This window comes from Mycetohabitans sp. B8 (assembly GCF_021991875.1).
Lineage (GTDB): Bacteria > Pseudomonadota > Gammaproteobacteria > Burkholderiales > Burkholderiaceae > Mycetohabitans.
In genome coordinates, this window is record NZ_JAHLKR010000017.1 from 37,066 (window position 1) to 63,426 (window position 26,361).

Genomic DNA, 26,361 nt, shown 5'->3' on the forward strand with positions numbered 1-26,361 from the left:
CGCGCTAGACCGGCTGGGCCGGCCGCTCGTGCGGCTCCCCACGACGGTCAAGCCGCCGCTTCACCCGCTTGGACAGCAGGTTTGTCGACCACCGCCCCACGTCGCTGCTTGTAGTCGTCCACCGCCGCCTTGATCGCGTCTTCCGCCAGGATCGAACAGTGGATCTTCACCGGCGGCAGCGCCAACTCCTCGGCGATCTGGGTGTTTTTGATCGATAGTGCTTGGTCCAGTGTCTTGCCCTTGACCCATTCCGTCACCAGCGAACTGGACGCGATCGCAGAGCCGCAGCCATAGGTCTTGAACTTCGCGTCCTCAATGACCCCATCCGCGCCGACCCGGATCTGCAGCTTCATCACATCGCCGCATGCCGGCGCGCCGACCATGCCCGTGCCGACCGCATCGTCGTCCTTCGCAAACGACCCGACATTGCGCGGGTTTTCGTAGTGGTCCAGAACCTTGTCGCTATAAGCCATTGCAGTACTCCTTGCTGTATCCGTAGAGGTTCAAGCCGTTGCGCTCAATGCGCAGCCCATTGGATCGACGACAGGTCGATCCCTTCCTGATGCATTTCCCACAGCGGCGAAAGCTCGCGCAGCTTCGCGATCTTGTTGTTCAACAACTCGATCACGTAGTCCACTTCCTGCTCGGTCGTGAAACGCCCCACCGTGAAGCGGATCGAGCTATGCGCCAATTCGTCGTTACGGCCCAGCGCGCGCAGCACGTACGACGGCTCCAGCGACGCGGACGTACAGGCGGAGCCCGACGATACCGCGACATCCTTGACCGCCATGATCAAAGACTCACCCTCGACAAAGTTGAAGCTCACGTTCAGGTTGTGCGGCACGCGCGCATGCATGTCGCCGTTCACGTACACCTCGTCGATCCGCAGCAGGCCGTCGAGCAAGCGGTCGCGCAGCATGCGTACCCGCTCGTTCTCGGTGGCCATTTCCTCGCGCGCCAGTCTGAACGCCTCGCCCATGCCCACGATCTGATGGGTGGCGAGCGTGCCGGAACGCATACCCCGCTCATGGCCGCCGCCGTGCATCTGCGCCTCGATCCGCACGCGCGGCTTGCGCCGCACATATAGCGCACCGATTCCCTTCGGCCCATAGGTTTTGTGCGCGGAAAACGACATCAAATCGACCTTCAGCTTCTGCAAGTCGATTTCGACCTTGCCGGTCGCCTGCGCGGCATCGACGTGGAACACGATCCCTTTTTGCCGACAGATCTCGCCGATCGCCGCGATATCCTGGATCACGCCAATCTCGTTGTTCACATGCATCACCGACACGAGAATCGTATCCGGCCGCAGCGCCGCACTGAATGCCTCCAGGTCAAGCAGGCCATTGTCTTGCACATCCAGGTACGTGACCTCGAAGCCCTGCCGTTCCAATTCGCGCGTGGTGTCGAGCACGGCTTTGTGCTCGGTCTTCACCGTGACAATGTGCCTGCCCTTGCTGCGATAAAAATTCGCTGCGCCCTTCAGCGCCAAGTTGTCCGACTCGGTCGCGCCCGACGTCCAGATGATCTCGCGCGGATCGGCATTCACCAGCGCGGCCACCTGCTCGCGCGCCTGCTCGACCGCGCGCTCGGCGTCCCAACCATACGCATGGCTGCGCGAGGCCGGGTTGCCGAATTGCTCGCGCAGGTACGGGATCATTTTATCCGCCACGCGCGGGTCAACGGGCGTTGTCGCGCTGTAGTCCATGTAGATGGGCAGGTGGGACGGAAGATTTTTCATGTGGGGCTCCGCAAGTCTGAGTCTGCTGCCAATACGTTGTGTTGCGTCGCTGTCCGCTCAGGACTGCGCGATGTTGAACACGGAATTCGGTCCTTTCGGCCCAACGCGGACCGTGTCCGGCGCTACCGGCTCGCCTCGTCGGTCGAGCCGCACCGGCGCTGTACTTTCGCGCGAGCGCTGTTGGTCAACTAAGTCCTGCAGCGACACGGAATCGAGGTACTCGACCATCTTCTGGTTCAACGTCGACCACAATTCATGCGTCATGCAATGGCCGTCTGGCTGCTTGGTGCCCTCGCACGCGCCCTTGCCGCCACACTGCGTCGCGTCCAGCGGCTCGTCAACAGCGATAATGATGTCGGCCACGGTCACCTCGTCGGCGCGGCGCGCGAGATGGTAGCCACCGCCCGGTCCGCGCACCGACTCGACGATCTCGTGCCGACGCAGCTTGCCAAACAGCTGCTCCAAATAGGACAGCGAGATCCGCTGCCGCTGGCTAATGCCTGCGAGCGTCACGGGGCCCGTCTCTTGGCGCAAAGCCAAGTCGATCATCGCGGTAACGGCGAAGCGGCCTTTTGTAGTGAGTCTCATGGTGTGGGGCACCCGTAATTCTCGACAATTCCTGTCAAGTATAAATATCCTAGCATTTTAGTCAAGTACCCCTACCGCGGCTAGGGACAGAACAGTACGCCGCCCCCTGCGACGACGCGCGCCAGCGCGTCGGCCCGCGCGCTTTGTGCCGCTTAGATCGCGTAGCGATGCCGCAACTGCGCGAGCAAGCCGTCGCAGGCGTCCTCGACTTCGTCAAGCACGCGCTCGAAGCCCTCGTGGCCACCGAAATAAGGATCGTCGACGATGTCGGTATCGTGACGGCGCGCAAACTCCATCAGCAGACGAATCTTATGCCCATGCTCGGACGGGCAGCGGCGCCGCAACTCGGCGGCGTTGTCATGATCCATTGCGAGCAGCAGATCGAACTGCGCAAAATCGCCGGCGCTGACCTGCCGGGCCCGCAACGCGTCCAACGCGTAACCCCGCGACATCGCCGCGCGGCACGCACGGGGGTCGGGCGCGGCACCCACATGCCAGTCGCCCGTGCCGGCCGAGTCCAAGTGGATTGTGTCGGCCAGCCCGGCCTCGTGTACTTTGGCGCGCATCACCGCTTCGGCGGTGGGGGAACGACAAATGTTGCCAAGACAGACGAAAAGCAGCGCGACGGTTTTCATGGGTTTGAATGTTCGGAGCGCCGCAATTCTACGCTGGAATCAATGCTCGTGCTGGACGCTTGTGCTGATCGGCACGATTGCCGCGTCGCGCACTGGCCGCTCCGCCCGCCCGGGCATCGACTGAGCATCGATGAACCGACGGGCACGGTCGCGCCGATCCGCAGCAGCCGGCGCCCGTCCACGCATCGGCGTGCGGTCATGCCCAGGGCCACAACGCGAGCGGTGGCGTTGGCGGCTCCGGGCGGTGGCGTTGGCGGCTCCGAAGCCAACCCTGCATGGAAGAGCCCGCAAGGCGGACACGCACACTGGCCCTGAGCAGGCGCCGCGGCGGCGTACGCGATGCGTGAGTTGAACGGCTCAGCCGTGCAGGTCGGCCAGCGGGTGCGCGTCGGCGCGCCACGGCGAGCGCAACATCGCGGCGACACGCTCTTCGCGGACCTCGGCCAGCGTGGCCGGCGCCCAGCGCGGCCGCTTGTCCTTGTCGATCAGGTGCGCCCGCACCCCTTCGCAGAAGTCGCCCTCGTCGATCGCCTGCGTGGCGATCGCCAGTTCCATCCGCAGGCATTCAGCCAGCGTCATGTGGCGTCCCCGCAGTAACGCCTGCCGCGTCACGTTGAGCATGGTGGGGGAATAGGCGCTCAGCGCATCGAGGGTCGCGCTGAGCCATTCGCGCTCAGCCTCGCGGGGACCGGCCGACAGATGGCCGCGTAGCGATGCAACGATCTGCTCAACCGAGTGGCGAGGTTTGAAATGACGCACGGCTAGCGCGCGCCAATCGTCCACGGTACTGCGTACCTGCCCCGGCTCGGAACCGGGGCCGCCAAACGCCTGCTTTAGCGCACGGTCAATGTCCGTGGTGTCCGCCTCACACAGTCGCACGTCGAAATCGCGCAACGCATCGGCGTCAACCAGCCGATCGGCTAATCCGAGCCGCTGCGCATCAGCGCCGCTGAGCGTCACGCCGGTCAATCCAACATACAATTCCAGCTCCACCGGCATGACGGCCAGGAATCGCGTGGCCCCCACGTCCGGCACGAAACCGATTCGCGTTTCCGGCATCGCGATCCGGCTACGTTGGGTGGCAATCCGCAGCGAGGCACCCTGCGCCAACCCCATCCCGCCGCCCATCGTAATGCCGTCCATCAGCGCCACCACGGGCTTGGGGAAATGATGGAGTGCGAAATTGAGCCGATATTCGTCAATAAAGAACGCTTGCCACGCGTGCTCGCCGGCGCTCGCCAGCCGGTACAGCGCCCGCACATCGCCGCCCGCGCAAAAACCCTTGTCGCCGGCGCCGCGCAGCACTAGCGCCAAAATCCGCTCGTCCGCCCGGCATTGCTCGACCCATTGCGCGAGCGTGCGCACCATCGAATGCGACAGCGCGTTCAGCGTATCGGGACGATTCAGCGTGACGACCGCCACCCGGTTGATCACCTGATAACTCAAATGCTCGGCTGTCACGAGTGCATCGACCCGTCCATCACGCCGCGCTCCGGCGGCGGCTTCCACCCTGCCCGCTGCGGGCGATCCTGTAGTCATAGCCCTTCCTCGCGTTACGAAGCAGCACCGCTTATCATCCCGCCCTTCGCATTGCGCTGCAAAAGGCCCCGATTATGCGCGCATCGGCCCGAACCGCACCTGCACGCCACTCGCGTGCAGGCTACGCGCGGATTCGCGCGAAACGCTGGGAGGCCTGCGTCACCCTGTTCGCACCTTTCACAATACGAGATACAATCGGGTTCCTACTGGAGCATGGCCGTATCCATGATGAGTGACCCGAACGCAGAAGCTAAGACCTCAATCCAGGTAATCGACCGGATGATGCGGCTGCTTGACGCGCTCGCCGCGCATAGCGATCCTGTCAGCCTCAAGGACCTCGCGCAACGCACTGAGCTTCATCCATCGACCGCCCATCGGATCCTGAACGACATGGTAACGTGCCGGCTCGTCGATCGTTCGGATCCGGGCACGTACCGCTTGGGCATGCGCCTGCTCGAGTTGGGCAATCTGGTCAAGGCTCGGTTGTCGGTGCGCGACGCCGCGCTCAGCCCGATGCGCGAACTGCACCGGCTCACTGGACAAACGGTGAACTTATCTGTGCGGCAAGGCGACGAAATCGTCTATATCGAACGCGCCTATTCAGAGCGCTCCGGCATGCAGGTGGTCCGTGCGATTGGCGGCCGCGCGCCGCTGCACCTGACGTCCGTCGGCAAGTTGTTCCTGGCCGCGGATGAAGCCTCACGCGTGCGCGCCTACGCGACGCGCACCGGGCTGGCCGGTCATACGCAGAACAGCATCACGGACCTAGCGAAGCTAGAGCGCGAACTGGCACACGTGCGCCAGCAAGCGTGCGCGCGTGACAATGAGGAACTGGAACTGGGCGTGCGATGCATCGCGGCCGGCATCTATGACGACAGTTTGAAACTAGTGGCGGGCCTGTCACTGTCCGCGCCAGCGGACCGCTTGCAAGACGCATGGCTCGCGCAGCTCACCCATACCGCGCTGGAAATTTCACAGGCGCTCGGGTACCAACCGCCGACGAACGCCACTACGGCCGTCGCCGCATGAAATGAGCAGCGTCGCCGTCCGCCAGGTATCCACGGCGGACGATGGGCCCGGGAACGATGAACCCGCGAACACGCGCCGGCACCGGCCCGCGCTAGTGCACGGATGGGCCGCGCGCCAGCACGCGGGTGCAGCTCAGGTGCCGGCGCCGTTGGCCTGGGCGCTCACCACGCGTTGCACTCCGCCCGTGTCCATCCAATTGCGCAACCGCTGCGCATCGGCAAAGCGTGAATACTTGCCGAACGAGTCCAGCAGCACCATGATCACAGGCCGGCCATGGATCGTCGCCTGCATGACCAAGCATTCGCCAGCCTCGTTGATGAAGCCGGTTTTTTGCAGCCCGATGTCCCACGAAGCGTTGCGCACCAGCGCATTCGTGCTGTTATAGGCGAGCGTGCGCTTGCCGGTAAACACGTCGTAGCTGCGGTCAGTCGAGAACTGGCGGATCAGCGGATACTGATACGCTGCATCGACCATCTTCACGAGGTCGCGCGCGGTGGACACGTTCTGCGACGTCAGGCCGGTCGCGTTCTGGAAACGGGTTTGCGTCATGCCCAACTCGGCGGCCTTGCGGTTCATCGCCGCAAGGAATCCGGGCCGGCCGCCGGGATAGTAGCGTGACAGCGCCGCGGCGGCGCGATTCTCCGAGGCCATCAACGCGATGTGCAGCATATCCTCACGCGATAACGTCGAGCCGATCGACAACCGAGAGCCGGTGCCCTTCTCGTAGTCGCGGTCCTCGTCAGTCACTGTCAGCCTTTCATTGAGCGGCGCCTTCGAATCCAGCACGACCATCGCTGTCATGAGCTTCGTGATCGACGCGATCGGCACAACTGACGCCGAGTTCTTGTCGTACAGTACCTCGCCGGTGTGCTGGTCGACCATGAAGCCCACCGTCGAGCGCAACGCCACGCTGCTGTCGGCGTGCAACGTGAACGCGCCCACCGCGGGCCTAGGCTGGTACGCAACCCGGCGCACCGCTGCATGGTGCGCGCGGCCCTTTAGCCGCGCCGACACGCGCCGTTTCGCCGGCTGCGCGGCGGCCTGCCGCGTCACCTTGTTCGAGCGCGCGACACGGGCCTGGGTCTTGGACGCGCGCTTCGCAGCCAACACCTTGCCACCTTTGCCGGTGGAAGCAGGGCTCGCACGGGATTCGCGCGCATTCTTCACGACGGTGGCAGCATACGCATTGGCCGGCGTGACCCACGCAGTCATCAGCACGGCTGATCCGGCGATGGACAACGCCGTGCCAAAGGCAGCGACACGGATGCCTTTCAGCAACGAAAACAGGGAAATTTTCATTCGTGTTATGACCGAATTTCCGAAAGTGTGGCCAAGCCCGGAAAGATTAACGATGTTAGGCACTTATCGCTGATAATTAACCCAACATCCGTGAGGCGTTCGGGGCAACCAATCGAGCCGCACAGTGTAATTGAAATCAGTAATCAGGCGTGCGCGGCGATTCGCTCCACTGTCGCTGAACGAGGTCTACTGCCGGCTTAACGGTTCGGTGCCGTCAACGTTGAACCCAGGTGGTCCGAGACAGCACAGGGATGTCCTTTCGCATCCCGCGCGCCGCGCTAAAACAAAACAACGAAACAAACGTTCCAGAAATTGGCACAGAACTGTGCCACTACACCTCGACCAGGCGAAGCGCAGTGTGCCAAGACGCTGCATTGAGCCGGCCGCACCGGCTGCGGCGCCCCATCGTCTTGCGTCGCTAAACCATTGTTTATTAAGCCGAAGCCTAATTTGTGCAATGCACAAATTAGGCTTGACATACGTGCAAATGTTTCTAGAATATGTATCATGCTGCGGTGCACAACAGCGCGGCGGTCTTTCCCCCACTAGCGGCCCCGCCAGGGTCGGATCAGGAGCGCAAGCATGAATCTGTTGACCCCCGAGCAAATCGCTGCCGCCCAGAAGGGCCATCTGGAAACGTGGTTTGGTCTGACGAACAAAGCGTTCGAAGGCGTCGAAAAACTCGTTGAACTGAACCTGCAAACGATCAAGTCGACATGGGTCGAATCGCAGGAAATCGCGCACCGTACGCTGTCGGTGAAGGATGTGCAGGCGCTGTTGTCGCTGCAGGCCAGCCTAACGCAGCCTGTCGCGGAGAAGGTTCTGTCGTACGGCCGTCAGCTGTACGACATTGCATCGGCTACGCAAGCCGAATTCGCTCGCGTTGCCGAAACGCAATATGACGAACAAAGCCGCAAAGTGCAGGTCTTGGTTGACAACGTCGCGAAGAACGCACCGGCTGGCTCGGAAGCCGCCGTCTCGGTGTTGAAGTCGGCGATCACCGCCGCGAACACGACATACGAAACGGTGCAAAAGGCCACGAAGCAGGCGGTTGAGATCGCCGAAAGTAACTTCAACGCCACCGCCGCCGCTGCATCGAAGGCTGCCCAGCAGACGGCCGCACAGGCATCGCGTGCCGCAAGGAAGTAACGGCTACCGGCTCAGCATCACGGAGCCGGCTGCGTTACTTCTTGCGCTGCGGCGGCAAATCGGTGCAGATGCCCTCGTACAACTCCGCGGCCATCCCAACCGATTCACCGAGCGTCGGGTGCGGATGAATCGTCTTGCCGATATCTGTCGCGTCCGCGCCCATTTCTACGGCCAGGCAAATTTCGCTGATCAGATCGCCCGCATTGAGCCCGACGATACCACCGCCGATCACGCGATGGGTCTGCTCATCAAACAGCAGCTTCGTGAAGCCCTCGTCGCGGCCGTTCGCAATGGCACGCCCGGAAGCAGCCCACGGAAACACGGTCTTGCCATACTGAACGCCTTCGGCCTTCAGTTGCGCCTCTGTCTTGCCGGCCCATGCGACCTCGGGGTCAGTGTATGCCACCGAAGGAATCTGCAACGCATCGAAATAGGATTTTTCGCCGGCGGCGGCCTGCGCAGCCACGTGCCCTTCGTGGACCGCCTTGTGCGCGAGCATCGGCTGACCCACGATATCGCCGATCGCATAGATGTGTGGCACGTTGGTACGCATCTGCTTGTCGACGTCGATGAAACCGCGCTCGGTCACCGCAACGCCAGCACGCTCGGCGCCAATGCGCTTGCCGTTCGGACTGCGCCCGACTGCGACGAGCACCAAGTCGTAGCGCTGCGGACCCACTGGCGCATGCTCGCCTTCGAAACTCACATAGATGCCGTCCGGCTTAGCCTCGGCAGCCGTGGTCCTGGTCTTCAGCATCACGTTTGTGAAGCGCTTCGCGTTGAACTTCTCCCATACTTTGACGAGGTCTCGGTCCGCACCCTGCATCAAGCCATCGAGCATCTCGACCACGTCGATGCTCGCGCCGAGGGTCGAATACACAGTGGCCATCTCGAGCCCGATGATTCCGCCCCCGATCACCAGCATCCGCTGCGGGATTTGCGGCAGCTCCAACGCGCCAGTGGAGTCGATGACGCGTGCGTCGTCGGGCAGGAACGGCAGTTTCACGGCTTGCGAGCCGGCCGCGATGATCGCCTGCTTGAACCGCACGATCTGCTTGCCGCCGTCGGCCTGCACCTCGAGATGATAAGGGTCGGTGAACGCCCCGACGCCGGTCACCACCTGCACCTTGCGCGCGTTGGCCATGCCGGCGAGCCCGGTCGTCAGCTTACGCACCACGCCGCGCTTGAACTCACGCAGCTTAACCAAATCGATCTGCGGCTTGCCGAGCGTGATCCCATGCGCTGCCAGCGCCGCCGCCTCGTCAACGATGGCGGCAGTGTGCAGCAACGCCTTCGACGGAATGCACCCGACGTTCAGGCAAACGCCGCCCAGTGTCGGATAGCGCTCGACGAGCACGGTTTTCAGGCCGAGGTCGGCGGCGCGAAACGCGGCCGAGTACCCACCCGGGCCGGCACCGAGCACCAACACGTCGCATTCAATGTCGGCGTTGCCACGATAGGCTACCGCCGGCGCACCGGATGCGGGCCGCTCTCCCGACGTCGGCAGCGACGCGCTCGCCAGCCCCGCACCTGACGCAGCTGGCGATGTCGGCGCCGACGCAGGAGCCGGGGTGGACGCAGTCGGCGACTGCGCCGCGGCGCGACCGCCGTCAGCACGTTCGACCCGGGCGGCCACCTCCACGACCGCGATCACGGTGCCCTCGGACACCTTGTCGCCGGCCTTGACCTTGACCTCCTTCACGGTGCCGGCGTAGTCGCTCGGCACCTCCATCGACGCCTTGTCGCTCTCTAGCGTCAACAGCGACTGCTCCTTGTCGATCGTATCGCCAGGCTGGATCAATACCTCGATCACGCTGACGTCCTTGAAATCGCCGACGTCGGGCACTTTCACTTCAACGAGACTCATCCACGTCCCCTTCTTGTTTGCGCAACGGGTTGATATAGTCGAGTCACAGCATCACGCGGCGGAAATCCGCGAGAATCTGGCCCAGGTATGCGTTGAAGCGCGCAGCCTCTGCGCCGTCAATCACGCGATGGTCATATGACAGCGACAGCGGCAGCATCAACCGCGGGACAAACTGCTTGCCGTCCCAGACCGGCTTGTAAGCGCTCTTGGACAGACCGAGAATCGCCACTTCCGGTGCATTGATGATCGGCGTGAAATGCGTGCCGCCGATGCCGCCAAGCGAAGAAATCGACATCGAGCCGCCCTGCATCTGGTCCGGCTTGAGCTTGCCCTCACGCGCCAGCCTCGCCAGTTCCGAGGCTTCCTTCGCGATGTCGAACACACCCTTGTGGTCCGCATCCTTGAGCACCGGCACGACGAGCCCGTTCGGCGTATCGGCCGCAAAGCCAATGTTGAAATAGTGTTTGAACACCAGGTTGTCGCCGTCCAGACTGGTGTTGAAGGTCGGGAATTTTTTCAGCGCAGCGACGACCGCCTTGATCACGAACGCGAGCATGGTCACCTTGATGCCCGCCTTCTCGTTTTCCTTGTTCAGTTGCACGCGCAACGTCTCAAGCTCGGTAATATCGGCTTCGTCGTTGTTCGTCACGTGTGGGATCATGACCCAGTTGCGATGCAGGTTCGCCCCAGAGATCTTCTTGATCCTGGACAGCGGCTTGGCCTGCACCGGGCCGAACTTCGCAAAGTCGACCTTCGGCCAGGGCAGCAGATCCAGTCCCGCGCCACCCGACGCGGCAGTTGCGCCTGCAGACACGCCGCGCTGTCCGGTCATCACGCCCTTCACATAGGCGGTCACATCCTCGCGCGTGATCCGGCCCTTCGGGCCCGTGCCCAGCACGCGCGCGACCTCGACACCTAGCTCGCGTGCGAACTTGCGCACCGACGGGCTCGCATGACTGGCACGGTGTTCGCCGGCAATCGGGATCACCGGCGCCTGCGCAAGCGCCGACGGCTCGCCAGCGCCGCTCGCCGGCGTTGGCACAACCGACAAGCCCGAAGGCTGCTGGAGCGGTGTGGACACCGTAGCCGGTGGCGCGGCCGGCACGGGCTGCGCCTGCTCGCAGGCCACGCCATCGGCGCGCTCCAGCACGACGATCAGCGTGCCTTCCGACACCATGTCGCCGACGTTGACTTTCAGTGCCTTCACCATGCCAGCGGCCGGGCTCGGCACGTCCATCGTCGCCTTGTCCGACTCGAGCGTGACCAGCGACTGCTCCGGTTCGACGACATCGCCCACCTTCACGTGCACTTCGATCACCGGCACGTCTTTGTAGTCACCGATATCAGGGACCTTAACCTCATGGACACCGCCGCCGGCTCTACTTGACGCGGCAGGCGCTGCGGCCCGGTCTGAGGCCGGCGCCGTACCTTGACCGTTAGTCACCGACGCACTGCTCGCGCGATCGAGGATCACGATCAGCGACCCTTCGGAGACCGTATCGCCCTGCTTGACCTTCACTTCCTTGACAACACCGGCGCTCGGGCTCGGCACGTCCATCGTTGCTTTGTCCGACTCGAGCGTGAGCAGCGATTGCTCCGGCTCGACGGCATCGCCCGGCTTGACCAGCACTTCGATCACCGGCACGTCCTTGTAGTCGCCGATGTCCGGCACCTTCACTTCGATCGCTTCACTCATTGATTTTGTCTCCATCAGCCACACGTGTGCGACAGCCGACCACGGCTGTCGCACACGGGGCAGCGCATTCGCGCGATGCGGAAAAATGGCGTTAGACAGTCACCGGGTTCGGCTTGGCCGGATCGAGCTGGTATTTCTGCAGCGCTTGCGCCACCCGCTTGCGGTCAATCGTGCCTTCGTCGGCCAACGCGTGCAGCGCGGCCACCGTGACCCAATAGCGGTCAACCTCAAAAAAGTGACGCAGCTTCTCGCGCGTATCGGAACGACCAAAACCATCGGTGCCCAGCACCACATAGCGACGCGGCACGAATGCGCGGATCTGCTCGGCCAGCGAGCGGACATAGTCGGTCGCCGCGATCACCGGCCCCTGTGTGTCCTTCAGCAAGGTCTGCACGTGTGACAGCTTGGGCTCGGCGAGGGGATTGAGCAGATTCTGGCGCTGTACCGCTTGCCCTTCGCGGGCCAACTCGATGAAGCTCGGCACGCTCCAAAGATCGGCGGCCACGCCCCAATCATTCTTTAGCAACTCGGCTGCGGCAATCACTTCGTTCAGTATCGTGCCGGCACCGAGCAATTGCACGCGCGCAGCGTTCTGGTCCGCCTCCGCCTTGCGCAATGAATACATGCCTTTGACGATGTGCTGTGCGACATGCTCGCCCTCGGGCATCGCCGGATGCTCGTAGTTTTCGTTCATTACCGTCAGGTAATAGAACACGTCCTGCTGCTCCTGCACCATGCGGCGCAAGCCGTCCTGGATAATCACCGCAAGCTCGTAGCCAAATGTCGGATCGTAGCTGACGCAATTTGGGATCGACGACGCCCACAACAGCGAATGCCCATCCTCATGCTGCAACCCTTCGCCATTGAGCGTCGTGCGTCCCGCGGTGCCGCCGAGCAGGAAGCCACGCGAGCGCATGTCGCCGGCGGCCCAGGCCAGGTCGCCAACGCGCTGGAAGCCAAACATCGAGTAGAAGATGTAGAACGGCACCATGATCTCGTTGTGCGTCGAGTACGATGTCGCCGCCGCAATCCAGTCGCAGATGCCGCCCGCCTCGTTGATGCCTTCCTGCAGGATCTGTCCGGTCGTCGATTCCTTGTAGAACATCAACTGATCGGAATCTTCCGGCACGTACTTCTGCCCCTCTTGGTTCCAGATGCCGATTTGGCGGAATAACCCCTCCATGCCGAACGTGCGCGACTCGTCCGGCACGATCGGCACGATTCGCTTGCCGAGCACCTTGTCCTTGAGCAGGATGTTCAAAATCCGCACGAACGCCATCGTCGTGGAGATCTCGCGTCCCTCGCCGGTGCCCTTGAGCACCGGTTCGAACGCGGACAGCGTCGGCACGTCCAGCGACGTATCGGCCTTCATCCGTCGCTGCGGCAGATAACCGCCAAGCGCCAGCCGGTGCTGGCGCATGTACTCGAGCTCCTTTGAGCCCTCCTCAAACTTCAGGTAAGGCACATCGGCGATCTCATCGTCCGAGATGGGCAACCGGAATCGATCGCGGAACTTCTTCAGGTGCTCCACCTGCATTTTCTTCTGCTGGTGGGTAATGTTCATCGCCTGCCCGGCCTCGCCCATCCCGTAGCCCTTGATCGTCTTTGCCAAGATCACGGTCGGCTGGCCGACATTGTGCTGCGCCGCGTGAAATGCCGCGTAGATCTTATGCGGGTCGTGGCCGCCTCGGTTCAAATTCCAAATGTCATCGTCGGACCAGTCCGCCACCAGCGCCTTGAGTTCCGGCGTGTTGAAGAAATGCTCGCGCACGTAGGCACCGGACTCCGACTTGTACGTCTGGTATTCGCCATCGACCACTTCCATCATCCGGCGCATCAGCGCGCCCGTCTTGTCGCGCGCGAACAGCGAATCCCAGCGGCTGCCCCAGATCACCTTGATGACGTTCCAGCCCGCGCCGCGGAATTCGGACTCCAACTCCTGGATGATCTTGCCGTTGCCTCGCACCGGCCCGTCCAGCCGCTGCAGGTTGCAGTTGATCACGAACACGAGATTGTCCAGCTTCTCACGCCCGGCCATGCCGATCGCGCCGAGTGATTCCGGCTCGTCGGTCTCGCCGTCGCCGAGGAAAGCCCAAACCTTGCGCCCCGCGCTCTTCGCGATGCCGCGCGCCTCCAGGTAGCGCATGAAACGCGCCTGGTAGATCGCCATGATCGGGCCCAGGCCCATCGACACCGTCGGGAACTGCCAGAAATCCGGCATCAGCCACGGGTGAGGATACGAGGAGATGCCCTTGCCCCCGACCTCCTGCCGGAAGTTGTCCAGTTGCTCCTCAGTTAGTCGGCCTAACAGGAACGCGCGCGAATAAATGCCGGGCGACGAGTGGCCCTGCACGAACACCAGGTCGCCGCCATGTTCGGCGCTCGGCGCGTGCCAGAAATGGTTGTACCCGACGTCATAGAGCGTGGCGGCCGACGCAAACGATGCAATGTGCCCACCGACGTTCGTGTGCTTGCCGGCGCGCAGCACCATCGCCAGCGCATTCCAGCGCGTGTACGAGCGGATCCGGTGTTCGATGTCCTGATCGCCGGGGCTCTTGGCCTGCGCGGACACGGGAATCGTATTGATGTACGGTGTGTTCGCGGAGAACGGCAGATGCTCGCCATGGACCCGCGCAAATTCGATCTGCTTCTCGATTAGATAATGTGCGCGCTCGGGGCCCACGGCCGACAGCACGCCATCCAACGCCTCGAGCCATTCGGCGGTTTCCTGCGGGTCGTTGTCTGTTTCGGCGGCGACATACTTCATCACTTCCTCGGGTACGGCGGACATGAGCGTCTCCTAGTCCTGTATGGGGAACATGCAGCACAAGCTAAGCAGCCGCCGCGCGCGGTTCCGCCTGCGGAATCGTGCGGCCGGAAGCGGCATCCTGGCCGGGTGGCCACCGAATTGTAAAGACCCGGTCTAAGCCTGCGCAACAAAATTTTCAAATGACGAGATGATTTCTCATCATATGAAAAATTGCTGCAGTGCAACCCGAACATCCGGCATCTATCCGGGTTCTACCACCGCATTGCCGCGAACTGCTCGCTTTATGCTTTTAACCCTGCGCTACAATCTCTTCCATGTTGACTGAACGGCTTCTCGCTCGTGCAGCGCGGCCCGGGCCGACGCCGCCGTCCAACCGCTGGCACCACGGCCCGTGGTGGTCCAACTCTTACTTGCTCACGCCGCTCGTGTCGATCGTAGTGTTCCTGATCGTCATGAGCCTGATTCTGTGGAACCTGAACCGGCGCGAGCAACAGCAGCAGGAAGATACGCTATATCGCAACGTCGCGTGGGCACAGCAACAGATCCGTCTGTCAATGACGAGCGCGCAGGAACACATTGCGGCCCTCGCGCGCGGCATTGCTGCCGGTCATGGTGACGCGCGGACCTTCCAGCGGGCCGCCAGCGACATGATGCAAAGCCATCCAGAAATCCTCTACATGAACTGGCTCGACAGCTCGCAGACGCCGCACTGGGCCAGCGCCCCGGAGCTGCACGTCGGCTCGCGGCTGGCCAAGCTCAACGATGCGCAGTTGGACGATGCGATCCGCGCTTCGTTCACCGAGGCACGTGCGTCGCGCCGACAAATCTATTCGGCGCTGCTCTACGACGACTTGCGCAACGGCTACGTGACACTGCAAACGCCGATCTTTCGCGAGCGCGAGTTCCTCGGCACGGTGGCCGCCGTGTTCTCGGTCGAAGGCATGCTCAAGCACGACATTCCGGCCGAGCTGTCCGCCAAATACAAGATCTCGTTCATCGATCCGGGCCACCGCGAGCTGTCCACCACGTCCACCCGCCCGCGGCTGCCGCGCGATGCGTATTATGACCTGCCACTCGATCCGCCGGGCCACGGCCTGGCGGTGCGCGTGTACTCGTATCCGCAACTGACCAATTTCACGAACAACACGCTGGTGTGGCTGGTGGCCGGCCTGTCGTGCTTCGTGTTATGGAGCCTGTGGAGCTTATGGAAGCACACGCGGCAGCGCTTCGAGGCACAACAGGCGCTGTACGCGGAGGCGTTCTTCCGACGCGCGATGGAAAACTCGGTGCTGATCGGCATGCGCGTGCTCGACATGCAAGGGCGCATCACGCACGTGAACCCGGCCTTTTGCCGGATGACCGGCTGGGACGAAAGCGACCTGGTGGGCAAGACCGCTCCGTTCCCGTACTGGCCGCGCGAGGCCCATCCGGAGATGCACCGGCAGCTTGACATGACGCTGCGCGGCAAAGCGCCCTCGTCGGGATTCGAGTTGCGGGTGCGCCGCAAGGATGGCTCGATCTTTCACGCGCGGCTGTATATATCGCCGCTGATCGATAGCTCCGGGCGCCAAACCGGCTGGATGTCGTCGATGACCGACATCACCGAGCCCAAGCGCGCGCGCGAGGAGTTGGCCGCCGCCCATGATCGTTTCACCACGGTACTCGAGTCGCTGGACGCAGCAGTCTCGGTGCTGGCGGCGGACCAGGCTGAACTGCTGTTCGCCAACCGTTACTACCGGCATCTGTTCGGTATCCGCCCGGACGGACACCTGGAATTGGCAGGCTCCAGCTTCGACACGGCGACCCAGGCATCGAACGACTCGATCGACCTAGTGGACACCTACGCCGGCCTGCCGGCTGCCGCGCTGACCGAAAGCACGTCGGACGCGTACGAAATCTACGTGCAGAGCATCCAAAAGTGGTTCGAGGTACGTCGGCAATATATCCAGTGGGTTGACGGCCATCTCGCGCAGATGCAAATCGCCACGGATATCACGCAGCGCAAGCAAGCGCAGGAACTGGCGCGGCAACAGGACGAGAAGCTACAGTTCACCAGCCGCTTGATGACGATGGGTGAAATGGCCTCGTCACTGGCGCACGAGTTGAACCAGCCGCTGGCGGCGATCAACAACTACGCATCGGGCACCGTTGCGCTCGTGAAGTCTGGCCGCGCGTCGCCGCAAACCCTGTTACCGGTGCTCGAGAAAACGTCGCAGCAGGCGGTGCGCGCCGGCATGATCATCAAGCGCATCCGCGAATTTGTCAAACGCAGCGAACCGAAGCGTCAACGCACGAAGATCAACGACATCATCGCGGACGCGGTCGGCCTGGCCGAGATCGAGACGCGCAAGCGGCACATCCGCATCGTCACCGACCGGCGCGCGCGGCTACCAATCATCAACGTCGATCCGGTACTGATCGAGCAGGTACTCGTGAACCTGCTGAAAAACGCCGCCGAGGCGATGGCCGATGCCCGCCCAAACGCGATCGATCCAGTGATCCGCGTCCAGGTGTGCATTGTCAACGATGCCCAGTGCGTGCGCATCAGCGTGGTCGACCAGGGACCGGGCGTGGACGAGGCCAGCGCCGAGCGCCTGTTCGAGCCGTTCTACAGCACTAAGCCCGACGGCATGGGCATGGGGCTGAACATCTGCCGCTCGATCATCGAGTCCCACCGGGGGCGTCTGTGGGTCGTCAACAATGTCGAGTCCGACGGCCTCGTGACCGGCTGTACCTTTCATTTCACGTTGCCATTTGGCGAAACCGAAGAACCCACGCAGCCTGGGTCCGCAGCGGCCGCGCCACACACTGTTACGGGAGAACTATGAGCAGCCCAGTCACCACACAACAGGAAACCGTCTTCGTTGTCGACGATGACGAAGCAGTCCGCGACTCGCTGCGCTGGCTGCTCGAGGCCAATGGCTACCGGGTCCAGTGCTTCTCCAGCGCCGAACAGTTTCTCGATGCTTACCAGCCGTCGCAACTCGGCTGCTTGATCCTGGACGTGCGCATGTCCGGCATGAGCGGGCTCGAGCTGCAAGAAAGGCTCATTGCCGAGCATGCCATGCTGCCGATCATTTTCGTCACGGGCCACGGCGACGTGCCAATGGCCGTGTCGACAATGAAGAAAGGCGCGATGGATTTCATCGAAAAGCCGTTCGACGAAGCCGAGTTGCGCAAGCTGGTCGAGCGCATGCTCGAGCGTGCCCGCGCCGAGAGCTCGACCGCGCAGCAGCAGCGCGCGGCCGCCGAGCGCCTGTCCAAGCTGACCGCGCGCGAGCACCAGGTGCTTGGGCGCATCATCGCCGGGCGGCTGAACAAGCAGATTGCCGACGATCTCGGCATCTCGATCAAGACGGTCGAGGCGCACCGCGCGAACATCATGGAAAAGCTAAACGTGAACACGGTGGCCGACCTGCTGCGCCTGGCACTGTCAAAAAAGCCGTAGCGGCGCGTCAAGCCACGGGGGCGCAAACGAGGCCGTCGCCCGTGGCAGTATAATGCGTCCTTTCGGGCCGCGTGCAGCCGCTTGCGATGCAAGCGCAGTGTAGCATGCGCCGTCCACCGCTTTGCGCTTCCATCATCCGACCCACCACCTGCCATGACAGCCAGAATCATCGACGGCACCCTCCTTTCCAAACAGCTGCGCGCCGAAGTGGCGCAACGGGCCGCTGCGCTTGCCGCGCGCGGTCACCGGCCCGGCCTGGCCGTGGTGCTGGTCGGCGACAACGCGGCCAGCCAAGTCTACGTGCGCAACAAGGTCAAGGCATGCGAGGACAACGGTTTGCATTCGGTCTATGACCGCTATCCGGCTGAACTCAGTGAAGCCGACCTGCTCGCCCGCATCGACGCGCTGAACCGCGATCCACAAATCCATGGGATCCTCGTGCAACTGCCGCTGCCGCCGCATATCGACGCGCACAAGGTCATCGAGGCGATCGCACCGGAAAAGGACGTCGATGGCTTTCATATCGCCAACGCGGGTGCGTTGATGACCGGCAAGCCGCTGTTCCGCCCTTGCACGCCATACGGCGTGGTGAAAATGTTCGAATCGGAGCGCATCCCGCTAGCGGGCGCCAACGCGGTGGTGATCGGCCGCTCGAACATTGTCGGCAAGCCGATGGCGATGCTGCTGGTCGAGGCCGGTGCAACCGTGACGATCTGTAACAGCAAGACGCGGGACCTGGCAGCGCACACGCGCAGCGCGGACATCATCGTCGCGGCAACCGGCAAGCGCAATTTGGTGACGGCCGACATGGTCAAGCCCGGTGCGACCGTCATCGACGTCGGCATGAACCGCGACGACGAGGGCAAGCTGTGCGGCGATGTGGATTTCGCCGGCGTTCGCGAGGTGGCCGGCTACATCACGCCGGTACCCGGCGGTGTCGGTCCGATGACGATCACCATGCTGCTGGTCAACACAATCGAAGCGGCCGAACGCGCGGCCGGTTGACAGCGCGGTCGTGCCGGATTGGGCATAATTGACTGGAAACTGTCGCACGCGTCCCCAGATCATCGTGACAAGATGCGCGCGACGCTGCAGCTCGGTGCATCGCGCCGGGCTGTTACTCTTTCAGGATAAGACAGGAACATTATGGGTCAACCCGCTACTCCCAATCCATTGCTCGATTTCGCAGACCTGCCCCGCTTTGCATCGATCCAACCCGAGCATGTCACCCCAGCGCTCGATGTGCTGCTCGAAGCCGCGAACGATGCGGTACGACAGGCCAGTGCGCCGCAAACGCCGGCCACCTGGGAAGCGGTGGTCGAGCCGGTCGAAGCGGCCACCGAGCCGCTGTCGCGCGCATGGGGCGTGATTGGCCATCTCAATGCCGTTGCCGACACGCCAGCACTGCGTGCGGCACACGCACAGAACCTGCCGCGCGTGACCGAATTTTGGTCCAATGTCGGCCAGAACCTTGCGCTGTACGAAAAATACAAGGCGATTGCGAGCAGCAGCGCATATGCGCAGTTGAGCGACGCGCGCAAGAAGATCCTGGACAACGCGCTGCGCGACTTCCGTCTGTCCGGCGCCGAACTGCCAGAGCACAGCAAACCTCGCTTTGCGCAATTGCAGGAGCAGCAGGCCACGCTGTCCAAGGCGTTCTCCGACCATGTGCTCGACGCGACAAACGCGTACGCGTACTTCGTGACAGACGACGCACAACTGGCGGGCCTGCCCGCGGATGCGATCGACGCGGCGCGCCACGCAGCCGAAAAAGACGGCAAGCCGGGCTGGAAATTCACGCTGCACTTCCCGTCGTACTTTCCGGTGCTGCAATACGCGGAACACCGCCCAATGCGCGAAGCGATGTACCGCGCATACGCGACCCGCGCGTCGGAACTCGGGCCCGACTACGGCAGCGGCCAGCCACAGTGGGATAACACCGCGAACATGACCGAGCAACTGAAGCTGCGCGCGGAAGAAGCATCGATGCTGGGCTACCGAAATTTTGCGCAAGTGTCGCTCGAGCCGAAGATGGCCGACTCGCCGGAGCAGGTCATTGCCTTTCTCGATGACCTGGCGCGACGCGCGCGGACGTATGCGGAAAAAGACTGGGCACAGCTTCAGACATTCGCGGCCGACGAGCTTGGGCTTGCGCAGCTCGAACCGTGGGATGTCACCTACGCGTCCGAAAAGCTGCGGCAAAAGTGCTATGCGTTCTCCGAAAACGAAGTCAAGCAATATTTCCCGGAAGGCATCGTGCTGCAGGGCCTGTTTCGCGTCACCGAGGCCTTGTTCGACATACTAATTAAACCGGATGCGGCCGAAACGTGGCATCCGGACGTGCGGTTTTTCCGCGTCGAAAACCATGACGGTACGTTGCTCGCCCAGTTCTATCTGGATCTGTATGCCCGCGAGGGCAAGCGTGGCGGCGCGTGGATGGACGATGCGCGCTCACGCCACCGACGCGCCGACGGCACGCTGCAAACCCCGGTCGCCTATCTGACGTGCAACTTCTCGGCGCCGGTCGGTGGCAAGCCGGCCTGCTTCACGCATGATGAAGTCATCACGTTGTTCCACGAGTTCGGCCATGGATTGCACCATATGCTGACGCGAATCGACGAGCTGGGCGTGTCCGGCATCAATGGTGTCGAATGGGATGCGGTCGAGTTGCCGTCGCAGTTCATGGAGAACTTCTGCTGGGAGTGGGAGGTGCTGACCGGCATGACATCGCACGTAGACACCGGCGAGCCGCTCCCGCGCGCGCTGTTCGACAAGATGCTTGCGGCACGCAACTTCCAAAGCGGGCTCGCGACACTGCGGCAAATCGTCTTTTCGCAGTTCGACATGCTGCTGCACACGACGTATGATCCCGACGGCGAGCTGAGCGTCAACGCACTGGCCCGCCAGGTCAACGATCGCTGCCATGTCGTGGCACAAGCACCGTTTTCGCGATGGCCCAACACGTTTAGCCACGTGTTTGCGGGCGGCTATGCGGCAGGCTACTACAGCTACAAATGGGCCGAGGTCCTGTCGGCCGACGCCTATGCCGCGTTCGAGGAGGCGGCCAGCGCCGGCAGTAGCGTGCTCGATCGCAACACCGGAGCGCGCTACCGCGCGCAAATACTCGAGGTCGGCGGCAGCCGTTCTGCGATGGCGTCGTTCAAGGCTTTCCGCGGCCGCGAACCGAGTATCGATGCGCTGCTACGGCACAATGGCATGACTACGCAAGCCGATGCGGCATGACGCAGACGATGCGCGTCACCGACACAGCTTGAAGTCGACCGAGGCGGGGCGGCCGGGCAACGCCAGCGTCGCCTGCGCTGCGGGTTGCCGGCTGATCACCTGACCCCGCCGGATCACCGCGAGCCGTGCGGCTCTCAGACGGATCGCCTCGACAGGATCGCGTGCGTCGAGCCATACCAAGTCGGCATGGCAGCCGGGCTCAACGCCGTATCCTTCGAGGCCCAGGATCCGTGCCGGTGTCTGCGTAATCGCGGTAAAGCAAGCACGGCTTGCATCAACGCCGGTCATTTGAGCGACGTGCAGCGCCATATGCGCGACCTCCAGCATGTCGCCCGAACCGAGCCCATACCACGGGTCCATCACGCAATCGTGACCGAACGCGACGTCGATGCCGGCAGCCAGCATCTCCGGCACACGCGTCATGCCACGCCGTTTCGGATAAGTATCTGCACGCCCCTGCAATGTGATGTTGACCAGCGGATTGGCGATTACGGCCACGCCGGCTTCGCGGATTAAAGGCAGCAGTTTGCTCACGTAGTCATTGTTCATCGAGTGCATCGACGTCAGATGGGAGCCGGCGACACGGCCTTGCAACCCAAGCCGGTGCGCTTCGGCGGCTAGCGTCTCGATATGGCGCGACATCGGGTCGTCTGATTCGTCGCAATGCATATCCACTCGCAAACCTTTTTGCGCCGCGAACTCGCACAAGAGTCGGATCGACTCGGCACCGTCGGCCATGGTCCGCTCGAAATACGGGATACCGCCTACGGCATCCACGCCTAGCGCGATCGCGCGCTTCAAGTTATCAAAAGCGCCGGGACTGCGCAACAGACCATCTTGCGGAAACGCGACCAACTGAAGATCGAGGTACGGCGCGACGCGGCGCTTGACCTCGACGAGGGCTTCAACGGCCAGCAGCCTCGGATCGCAAACGTCCACGTGCGAGCGGATCGCCAACAATCCTCGCGCGACGGCCCAATCGCAGTATTGCAGCGCGCGCTCGAGCACGGCGTGCTGAGTGAGCGTTGGCTTCAGTTCACCCCATAGCGCGATACCCTCGAGCAGCGTGCCCGACGCGTTGACCCGTGGCAACCCATACGACAGTGTCGCGTCCATATGAAAATGTGCGTCAACGAACGGTGGCGTGACCAGGTTGCACTGCGCATCGATTTCGTGTGATGCGGTCGCCGCCAGCGCAGGCTCTACCGCGACGATACGCGCACCGCTTATGCCGATGTCAACTGGCGTACGCCCGTCGGGTAACGATGCGTTACGGATAATCAAATCCATCCGAAGCTCCTCTGTATCAGGGCATCCCGACGTTGCACGTTGGTCGCACGCTGGGTCTAGGCGTGCAAAATTGTAATACCAAGTTGAATTGCTGATCGCGTGTTCGCAATCCCGAACAATCAGCAGCCTCCAAAACACGAGACGTGACCTAGTCTGACTCGACGCCCTTAACTGAGCATCCGGCGCTAACCGCGTGCCCAATTATTATTGCAATGAAGACCTTCGATCTCTATGGCGGCTCGCAATAATCCCATTATGGATCTCCGCAAGAAGATTATATCTTTCCGTTGAAGACGCAGCAGAATGACCAATAAAATCGCTCGATATAATCCCAGGATTCTTTCCAGACATCACAATACTTCCAACCGCACTTGCTACAGACTCATGATTCTCGGTTGCCAGATGCTTGAGCCCGCGAGAAACAAAAGGCCCGCCTCAAGTAATCGCTGGTCCGCAATGTTCGATGAGACCGTTGTTGTTTCTGACATAGTCATCTCTTATTTAGCTTTACTAAATGATTTTTATGAATAAAAAATAACTTTTACACCAAAACAGTACCATCGGCATTCAATATGCTTAGTTATGCAAAAAAAACTTCTCCCAATAAGACAGAGACCCGTCTTTACCAATCACCTGCCTTACTGTCGAATCACCACGTCGTTCTACGGGTTAAGCAAGGGTGAGCAACACGCGTGCCGTGGTTTTATGCAACACATCACCATGACGCGCGATGCAGATAGCGCGAAATTGCCAGCCTACGGGTGCTCTATGAGATGCTTGTTCACTCCAGACAGTGCTTTTATGAAACGGGCGTTGGCGAGCAGCAATGCACCCGTTCCGTTGACGAATCACCTCATCGTTTTTACTACCCGCTCGCATGGCGCCCGGTCATCAATGCACGGACTAACCTGATGAGGTTCAATCCAATATAGCGTACCGCTTTGTCAATACCAAGTTTTTTTATTCTTTCTTAAAACACCAAACGTTAAGAGAAAAAGCGAATTGACGCCCCCCCGCGTGCTAAACAGATAGCGTTTGGCCTGTTACGGAAGACAATTGCACGAAAGCATCGAAAGATACTTTGCATTACAATTAAGTTGAAGTCACTTGCGGTCAGCCATGATTTCATCGGCGTAACCGCATGGACGGTCAATGCACTCGGTCGTCGGATGCCGTAACCTTGGCCGCCATGCAAGCCCTAACCAGACAATAAATCCCCGACAACCCCACCAGCCCGTAAATAATACGGGACGCAACCGATCCGACGCCGAGCAGCGCCGCGACGAGATCAAACTGAAACAGTCCGACCAACCCCCAGTTAAGCGCGCCAATGATGACCAGCACGCCGGCAATCCAGTCGAGTAAGTTGGAACGTGCGCCACAGGCGGTCATGATAGTCATAGTAATCTCCTAAAGAAATACAAAGAAACAGGGTGAACTAGCTGCCTGCGACTACCGCAAACAGCGTGCCTGCACGGGTTCCTTTAGAAGCTAGCGCCGTTGCCACCCAAGCGCTGCGAGGGCCAAGCAACCGACTCAAGCTATCATAAGCGGCTTCCATCAGTTCCTCTACCCCCTCCAACGTGGGTAGCTAGATGGGTAACCCAATAGCCCACTACCCTTTAAACATCGCCGCAAAGCCAGTCCTGTCACGGCATTCACTCAACTATGAAAATCGCCACGTGGAACATCAATTCCCTGAAAGTCCGCTTGCAACACGTCATCGACTGGCTCGCCATGAGTCGTGTCGACGTATTGTGCTTGCAGGAACTGAAGCTGCCCGACGACAAGTATCCGCGCGCGGCACTCGAAGCGGTCGGCTACCGCAGTTGGTTTTCCGGGCAAAAGACCTATAACGGCGTCGCGATCCTCGTACGCGACGGTTTGCCGGTCGATGAAGCGGTCGTCATACGAAACATTCCCGGCTTTGACGACCTGCAGCAGCGCTTGATTGCCGCAACCATCGACGGCGTGCGCGTGGTCAGCGCTTACTTTCCCAATGGACAGGCGCCGGGCACCGACAAATTCGCGTACAAACTGTCATGGCTGGCCGCGCTGCGTGAATGGGTCGCCGCCGAAATGCGTGCACACCCGCAGTTCGCACTAACGGGCGACTATAATATCGCGCCGGAAGATCGCGACGTGCACGATCCGCAAGCGTGGGAAGGACAAAACCTTGTGTCGCCCGAAGAGCGCGATGCCTTCCGATCGCTCGTCGAACTCGGGCTCGTCGATGCCTTTCGCTGCTTCGATCAGCCTGACAAGTCGTTCTCGTGGTGGGACTACCGGATGCTGGCCTTTCGCCGCAACGCGGGATTACGCATTGATCACATCCTACTGTCGCCGTCGCTCGCGCAGCGCTGCAGCGCGTGCGAGATCGACAAGACCCCGCGTCGCTGGGACCAGCCATCGGACCATGCGCCGGTCATCGCGACGCTGGAGCGCTAAGCGAGCGGCGATCCGATCGCCGTCATAATTCCAGGTGCAGTTCCTGGATCTTGCGGGTGATCGTGTTGCGCCCGATGCCGAGCCGCTCGGCGGCTTCGACCTTGCGGCCGCGCGTGAAGTCCAGCGCCTCGCGGATCACCGCGGCTTCGAAGCGGCGCGCCAGCCCGTCCATCACCTCAGCCGAGTGCTCGCGCAACAGTCGCGCTACTTCGGCGCGCAAGCCGACCTCCCATGCACTGACGTGGGGCAATACCGGCGCGCACGTGCCACTGCCGGGGTCGGTCAGTGGCATCCCGTCGCTGCGCGCCAGTGCTGCGACGCGGGCATCGCCGGACGGGGACGTCGCTACCGCCCCGGCGGCGACGCCGACAGCCTCGCCGATCTGCTGCCTTTCATCGGCCACCGCGTGCGTCGACGATTGCTGCTCTGTGACCAGTTCCGGCGGCAAGTCCTTGATCTCGATGGTCTGCGCGGGCGCCATCACAGTCAGCCAGTTGCACAGATTCTCCAGTTGGCGCACGTTGCCGGGAAACGGCAGCGATGCCAAGTACGCCAGCGTTGCGTCGGTGACGCGCTTGGGCTCGACACCCAGCTCGCGAGCGCTTTTTTGCAGGAAATGCCGCGTGAGCAGCGGGATATCCTCGCTGCGCTCGCGCAACGGCGGCAGCCGCAGCCGGATTACGTTGAGCCGATGATAGAGATCCTCGCGGAATAATCCCTGCCGCACCCGCGTCTGCAGATTCTGATGCGTCGCCGCGATCACCCGCACGTTCGCCCGCAAAGGACTGTGGCCACCCACGCGGTAGAACTGCCCGTCTGAGAGCACACGCAACAGTCGCGTCTGCAGATCAAACGGCATGTCTCCGATTTCATCCAGGAACAGTGTGCCGTTCTCGGCCTGCTCGAAGCGGCCCTGCCGCATCGCCTGCGCGCCAGTGAACGCCCCGCGCTCGTGCCCGAACAGCTCGGACTCGAGCAGGTCTCTCGGAATCGCCGCCGTGTTCAAGGCAATAAACGGTCCATTGGCGCGCGGACTGTGTCGATGCAGCGCACGGGCCACTAGTTCCTTGCCAGTCCCGGACTCGCCCGTGATCAGCACCGTCGTGACGCAATGGGACAATCGGCCAATTGCGCGGAACATGTCTTGCATCGCCGGGGCCTGCCCAAGCATCTCCGGCGCCTCGGCGAGCCGGTCGTCGTAGCCTGGTTCACCGAGCATGCTCTCGTCGACGGCGCGGCGAATCAATTCGACTGCCTTATCGACATCGAACGGCTTGGCCAGATACTCGAACGCCCCGCCTTGGAAGGCCGCCACGGCGCTGTCTAGGTCCGAGAATGCCGTCATGATGATCACCGGCAACTCCGGCAAACGCTCGCGTACCGCATTGAGCAGCTCAAGTCCCGAGCCGCCCGGCATGCGAATGTCCGATACCAGCACCTGCGGCTGGTCCTGCTCGAATGCGGCCAGCACGTCGCGCACACTGGTAAAGCTACGGGTCGCGAAGTTCTCGCGCGCCAGTGCCTTCTCAAGCACCCAGCGTATCGACTGATCGTCGTCAACTATCCAGATGGGCTTCATAGATTGATTGGGCGGTTTTCTTCAATAGCGGTATGCGTGC

At 62.0% G+C, this 26,361-nt stretch carries 19 protein-coding genes; 7 read left to right on the forward strand and 12 right to left on the reverse strand.

All coding sequences use genetic code 11. From position 1 onward, the window contains the following. Positions 1-47 precede the first annotated feature (47 nt). The 5 genes from iscU to KQH60_RS08980 form a co-directional block, all read right to left on the reverse strand. Entirely contained in the window at positions 48-473 is a 426-nt protein-coding gene (gene iscU / locus KQH60_RS08960) for a Fe-S cluster assembly scaffold IscU (RefSeq protein ID WP_237576138.1), read from the reverse strand. A 44-nt stretch (positions 474-517) separates the two neighbouring features. Continuing rightward, positions 518-1,741, reverse strand: a complete 1,224-nt coding sequence (locus KQH60_RS08965; protein WP_237576139.1) for an IscS subfamily cysteine desulfurase — start codon at positions 1,739-1,741, stop codon at positions 518-520. A gap of 57 nt (positions 1,742-1,798) precedes the next feature. Continuing rightward, the gene (gene iscR / locus KQH60_RS08970; protein ID WP_237576140.1) at positions 1,799-2,329 is read right to left on the reverse strand and encodes a Fe-S cluster assembly transcriptional regulator IscR; all 531 of its coding nucleotides are present in this window, start codon (positions 2,327-2,329) and stop codon (positions 1,799-1,801) included. 152 nt (positions 2,330-2,481) lie between these two features. Further along, complete coding sequence (locus KQH60_RS08975) at positions 2,482-2,964, reverse strand: low molecular weight protein-tyrosine-phosphatase (RefSeq protein WP_237576141.1); 483 nt, start codon at positions 2,962-2,964, stop codon at positions 2,482-2,484. A gap of 357 nt (positions 2,965-3,321) precedes the next feature. Beyond that, the gene (locus KQH60_RS08980) at positions 3,322-4,503 is read right to left on the reverse strand and encodes an enoyl-CoA hydratase/isomerase family protein (protein WP_237576142.1); all 1,182 of its coding nucleotides are present in this window, start codon (positions 4,501-4,503) and stop codon (positions 3,322-3,324) included. 228 nt (positions 4,504-4,731) lie between these two features. Here KQH60_RS08980 and KQH60_RS08985 point away from each other — a divergent pair, with 228 nt between their 5' ends. Further along, a complete protein-coding gene (locus tag KQH60_RS08985; RefSeq protein ID WP_237576143.1) occupies positions 4,732-5,532 on the forward strand; it encodes an IclR family transcriptional regulator in 801 nt (266 codons plus the stop codon). A 132-nt stretch (positions 5,533-5,664) separates the two neighbouring features. On the opposite strand, the gene pbpG is transcribed toward KQH60_RS08985, so the two are convergent. Further along, positions 5,665-6,831 (reverse strand): D-alanyl-D-alanine endopeptidase, encoded by a 1,167-nt coding sequence (pbpG, locus tag KQH60_RS08990; RefSeq protein ID WP_237576144.1) that lies wholly within the window; start codon positions 6,829-6,831, stop codon positions 5,665-5,667. 582 nt (positions 6,832-7,413) lie between these two features. Between pbpG and KQH60_RS08995 the strand changes: the two genes are divergently transcribed. Continuing rightward, positions 7,414-7,980, forward strand: a complete 567-nt coding sequence (locus KQH60_RS08995; RefSeq protein ID WP_237576145.1) for a phasin family protein — start codon at positions 7,414-7,416, stop codon at positions 7,978-7,980. 34 nt (positions 7,981-8,014) lie between these two features. On the opposite strand, the gene lpdA is transcribed toward KQH60_RS08995, so the two are convergent. From lpdA to aceE, 3 genes are all read right to left on the reverse strand, one after another. Beyond that, the gene (gene lpdA / locus KQH60_RS09000; protein ID WP_237576146.1) at positions 8,015-9,847 is read right to left on the reverse strand and encodes a dihydrolipoyl dehydrogenase; all 1,833 of its coding nucleotides are present in this window, start codon (positions 9,845-9,847) and stop codon (positions 8,015-8,017) included. 43 nt (positions 9,848-9,890) lie between these two features. Continuing rightward, complete coding sequence (aceF, locus tag KQH60_RS09005; protein WP_237576147.1) at positions 9,891-11,543, reverse strand: dihydrolipoyllysine-residue acetyltransferase; 1,653 nt, start codon at positions 11,541-11,543, stop codon at positions 9,891-9,893. A gap of 91 nt (positions 11,544-11,634) precedes the next feature. Beyond that, positions 11,635-14,334, reverse strand: coding sequence for a pyruvate dehydrogenase (acetyl-transferring), homodimeric type (gene aceE / locus KQH60_RS09010; protein WP_237576148.1), 2,700 nt, complete (start codon positions 14,332-14,334; stop codon positions 11,635-11,637). 293 nt (positions 14,335-14,627) lie between these two features. Here aceE and fixL point away from each other — a divergent pair, with 293 nt between their 5' ends. The 4 genes from fixL to KQH60_RS09030 all read left to right on the forward strand — a co-directional run bounded on the left by fixL (position 14,628) and on the right by KQH60_RS09030 (position 21,004). After that, positions 14,628-17,141: an oxygen sensor histidine kinase FixL gene (gene fixL, locus KQH60_RS09015; RefSeq protein WP_237576149.1), complete on the forward strand. Its 2,514-nt coding sequence runs from the start codon at positions 14,628-14,630 to the stop codon at positions 17,139-17,141. After that, positions 17,138-17,761: an oxygen response regulator transcription factor FixJ gene (fixJ, locus tag KQH60_RS09020; protein ID WP_237576150.1), complete on the forward strand. Its 624-nt coding sequence runs from the start codon at positions 17,138-17,140 to the stop codon at positions 17,759-17,761. The genes fixL and fixJ overlap by 4 nt, the downstream gene beginning before the upstream one ends. Positions 17,762-17,914: 153 nt before the next feature. Beyond that, positions 17,915-18,766 (forward strand): bifunctional methylenetetrahydrofolate dehydrogenase/methenyltetrahydrofolate cyclohydrolase FolD, encoded by an 852-nt coding sequence (gene folD, locus KQH60_RS09025; RefSeq protein WP_237576151.1) that lies wholly within the window; start codon positions 17,915-17,917, stop codon positions 18,764-18,766. Positions 18,767-18,907: 141 nt separating this feature from the next. Further along, positions 18,908-21,004, forward strand: coding sequence for a M3 family metallopeptidase (locus KQH60_RS09030; RefSeq protein WP_237576152.1), 2,097 nt, complete (start codon positions 18,908-18,910; stop codon positions 21,002-21,004). Between the two features lie 15 nt (positions 21,005-21,019). On the opposite strand, the gene KQH60_RS09035 is transcribed toward KQH60_RS09030, so the two are convergent. Beyond that, positions 21,020-22,294: an amidohydrolase family protein gene (locus KQH60_RS09035; protein ID WP_237576153.1), complete on the reverse strand. Its 1,275-nt coding sequence runs from the start codon at positions 22,292-22,294 to the stop codon at positions 21,020-21,022. Between the two features lie 1,149 nt (positions 22,295-23,443). Next, positions 23,444-23,695: a DUF378 domain-containing protein gene (locus KQH60_RS09040; RefSeq protein WP_237576154.1), complete on the reverse strand. Its 252-nt coding sequence runs from the start codon at positions 23,693-23,695 to the stop codon at positions 23,444-23,446. 267 nt (positions 23,696-23,962) lie between these two features. On the opposite strand from KQH60_RS09040, the gene xth reads away from it, so the two are divergent. Next, positions 23,963-24,742 carry an exodeoxyribonuclease III gene (gene xth, locus KQH60_RS09045; protein WP_237576155.1) on the forward strand — a complete coding sequence of 260 codons (780 nt, stop codon included), beginning with the start codon at positions 23,963-23,965 and terminating at the stop codon, positions 24,740-24,742. 22 nt (positions 24,743-24,764) lie between these two features. On the opposite strand, the gene ntrC is transcribed toward xth, so the two are convergent. After that, positions 24,765-26,321, reverse strand: coding sequence for a nitrogen regulation protein NR(I) (gene ntrC / locus KQH60_RS09050; protein ID WP_237576156.1), 1,557 nt, complete (start codon positions 26,319-26,321; stop codon positions 24,765-24,767). Positions 26,322-26,361: the final 40 nt, after the last annotated feature.

What these genes read in the sequence shown, in the direction of transcription:
- iscU (WP_237576138.1), bottom strand. Translation starts at nt 473, where the DNA reads ATGGCTTATAGCGACAAGGTTCTGGACCACTACGAAAACCCGCGCAAT.
- KQH60_RS09040 (WP_237576154.1), bottom strand. Translation starts at nt 23,695, where the DNA reads ATGACTATCATGACCGCCTGTGGCGCACGTTCCAACTTACTCGACTGG.
- KQH60_RS08985 (WP_237576143.1), top strand. Translation starts at nt 4,732, where the DNA reads ATGAGTGACCCGAACGCAGAAGCTAAGACCTCAATCCAGGTAATCGAC.
- KQH60_RS09035 (WP_237576153.1), bottom strand. Translation starts at nt 22,294, where the DNA reads ATGGATTTGATTATCCGTAACGCATCGTTACCCGACGGGCGTACGCCA.
- aceE (WP_237576148.1), bottom strand. Translation starts at nt 14,334, where the DNA reads ATGTCCGCCGTACCCGAGGAAGTGATGAAGTATGTCGCCGCCGAAACA.
- iscR (WP_237576140.1), bottom strand. Translation starts at nt 2,329, where the DNA reads ATGAGACTCACTACAAAAGGCCGCTTCGCCGTTACCGCGATGATCGAC.
- KQH60_RS08975 (WP_237576141.1), bottom strand. Translation starts at nt 2,964, where the DNA reads ATGAAAACCGTCGCGCTGCTTTTCGTCTGTCTTGGCAACATTTGTCGT.
- folD (WP_237576151.1), top strand. Translation starts at nt 17,915, where the DNA reads ATGACAGCCAGAATCATCGACGGCACCCTCCTTTCCAAACAGCTGCGC.
- xth (WP_237576155.1), top strand. Translation starts at nt 23,963, where the DNA reads ATGAAAATCGCCACGTGGAACATCAATTCCCTGAAAGTCCGCTTGCAA.
- KQH60_RS08965 (WP_237576139.1), bottom strand. Translation starts at nt 1,741, where the DNA reads ATGAAAAATCTTCCGTCCCACCTGCCCATCTACATGGACTACAGCGCG.
- aceF (WP_237576147.1), bottom strand. Translation starts at nt 11,543, where the DNA reads ATGAGTGAAGCGATCGAAGTGAAGGTGCCGGACATCGGCGACTACAAG.
- KQH60_RS08995 (WP_237576145.1), top strand. Translation starts at nt 7,414, where the DNA reads ATGAATCTGTTGACCCCCGAGCAAATCGCTGCCGCCCAGAAGGGCCAT.
- lpdA (WP_237576146.1), bottom strand. Translation starts at nt 9,847, where the DNA reads ATGAGTCTCGTTGAAGTGAAAGTGCCCGACGTCGGCGATTTCAAGGAC.
- fixL (WP_237576149.1), top strand. Translation starts at nt 14,628, where the DNA reads ATGTTGACTGAACGGCTTCTCGCTCGTGCAGCGCGGCCCGGGCCGACG.
- pbpG (WP_237576144.1), bottom strand. Translation starts at nt 6,831, where the DNA reads ATGAAAATTTCCCTGTTTTCGTTGCTGAAAGGCATCCGTGTCGCTGCC.
- fixJ (WP_237576150.1), top strand. Translation starts at nt 17,138, where the DNA reads ATGAGCAGCCCAGTCACCACACAACAGGAAACCGTCTTCGTTGTCGAC.
- KQH60_RS08980 (WP_237576142.1), bottom strand. Translation starts at nt 4,503, where the DNA reads ATGACTACAGGATCGCCCGCAGCGGGCAGGGTGGAAGCCGCCGCCGGA.
- ntrC (WP_237576156.1), bottom strand. Translation starts at nt 26,321, where the DNA reads ATGAAGCCCATCTGGATAGTTGACGACGATCAGTCGATACGCTGGGTG.
- KQH60_RS09030 (WP_237576152.1), top strand. Translation starts at nt 18,908, where the DNA reads ATGGGTCAACCCGCTACTCCCAATCCATTGCTCGATTTCGCAGACCTG.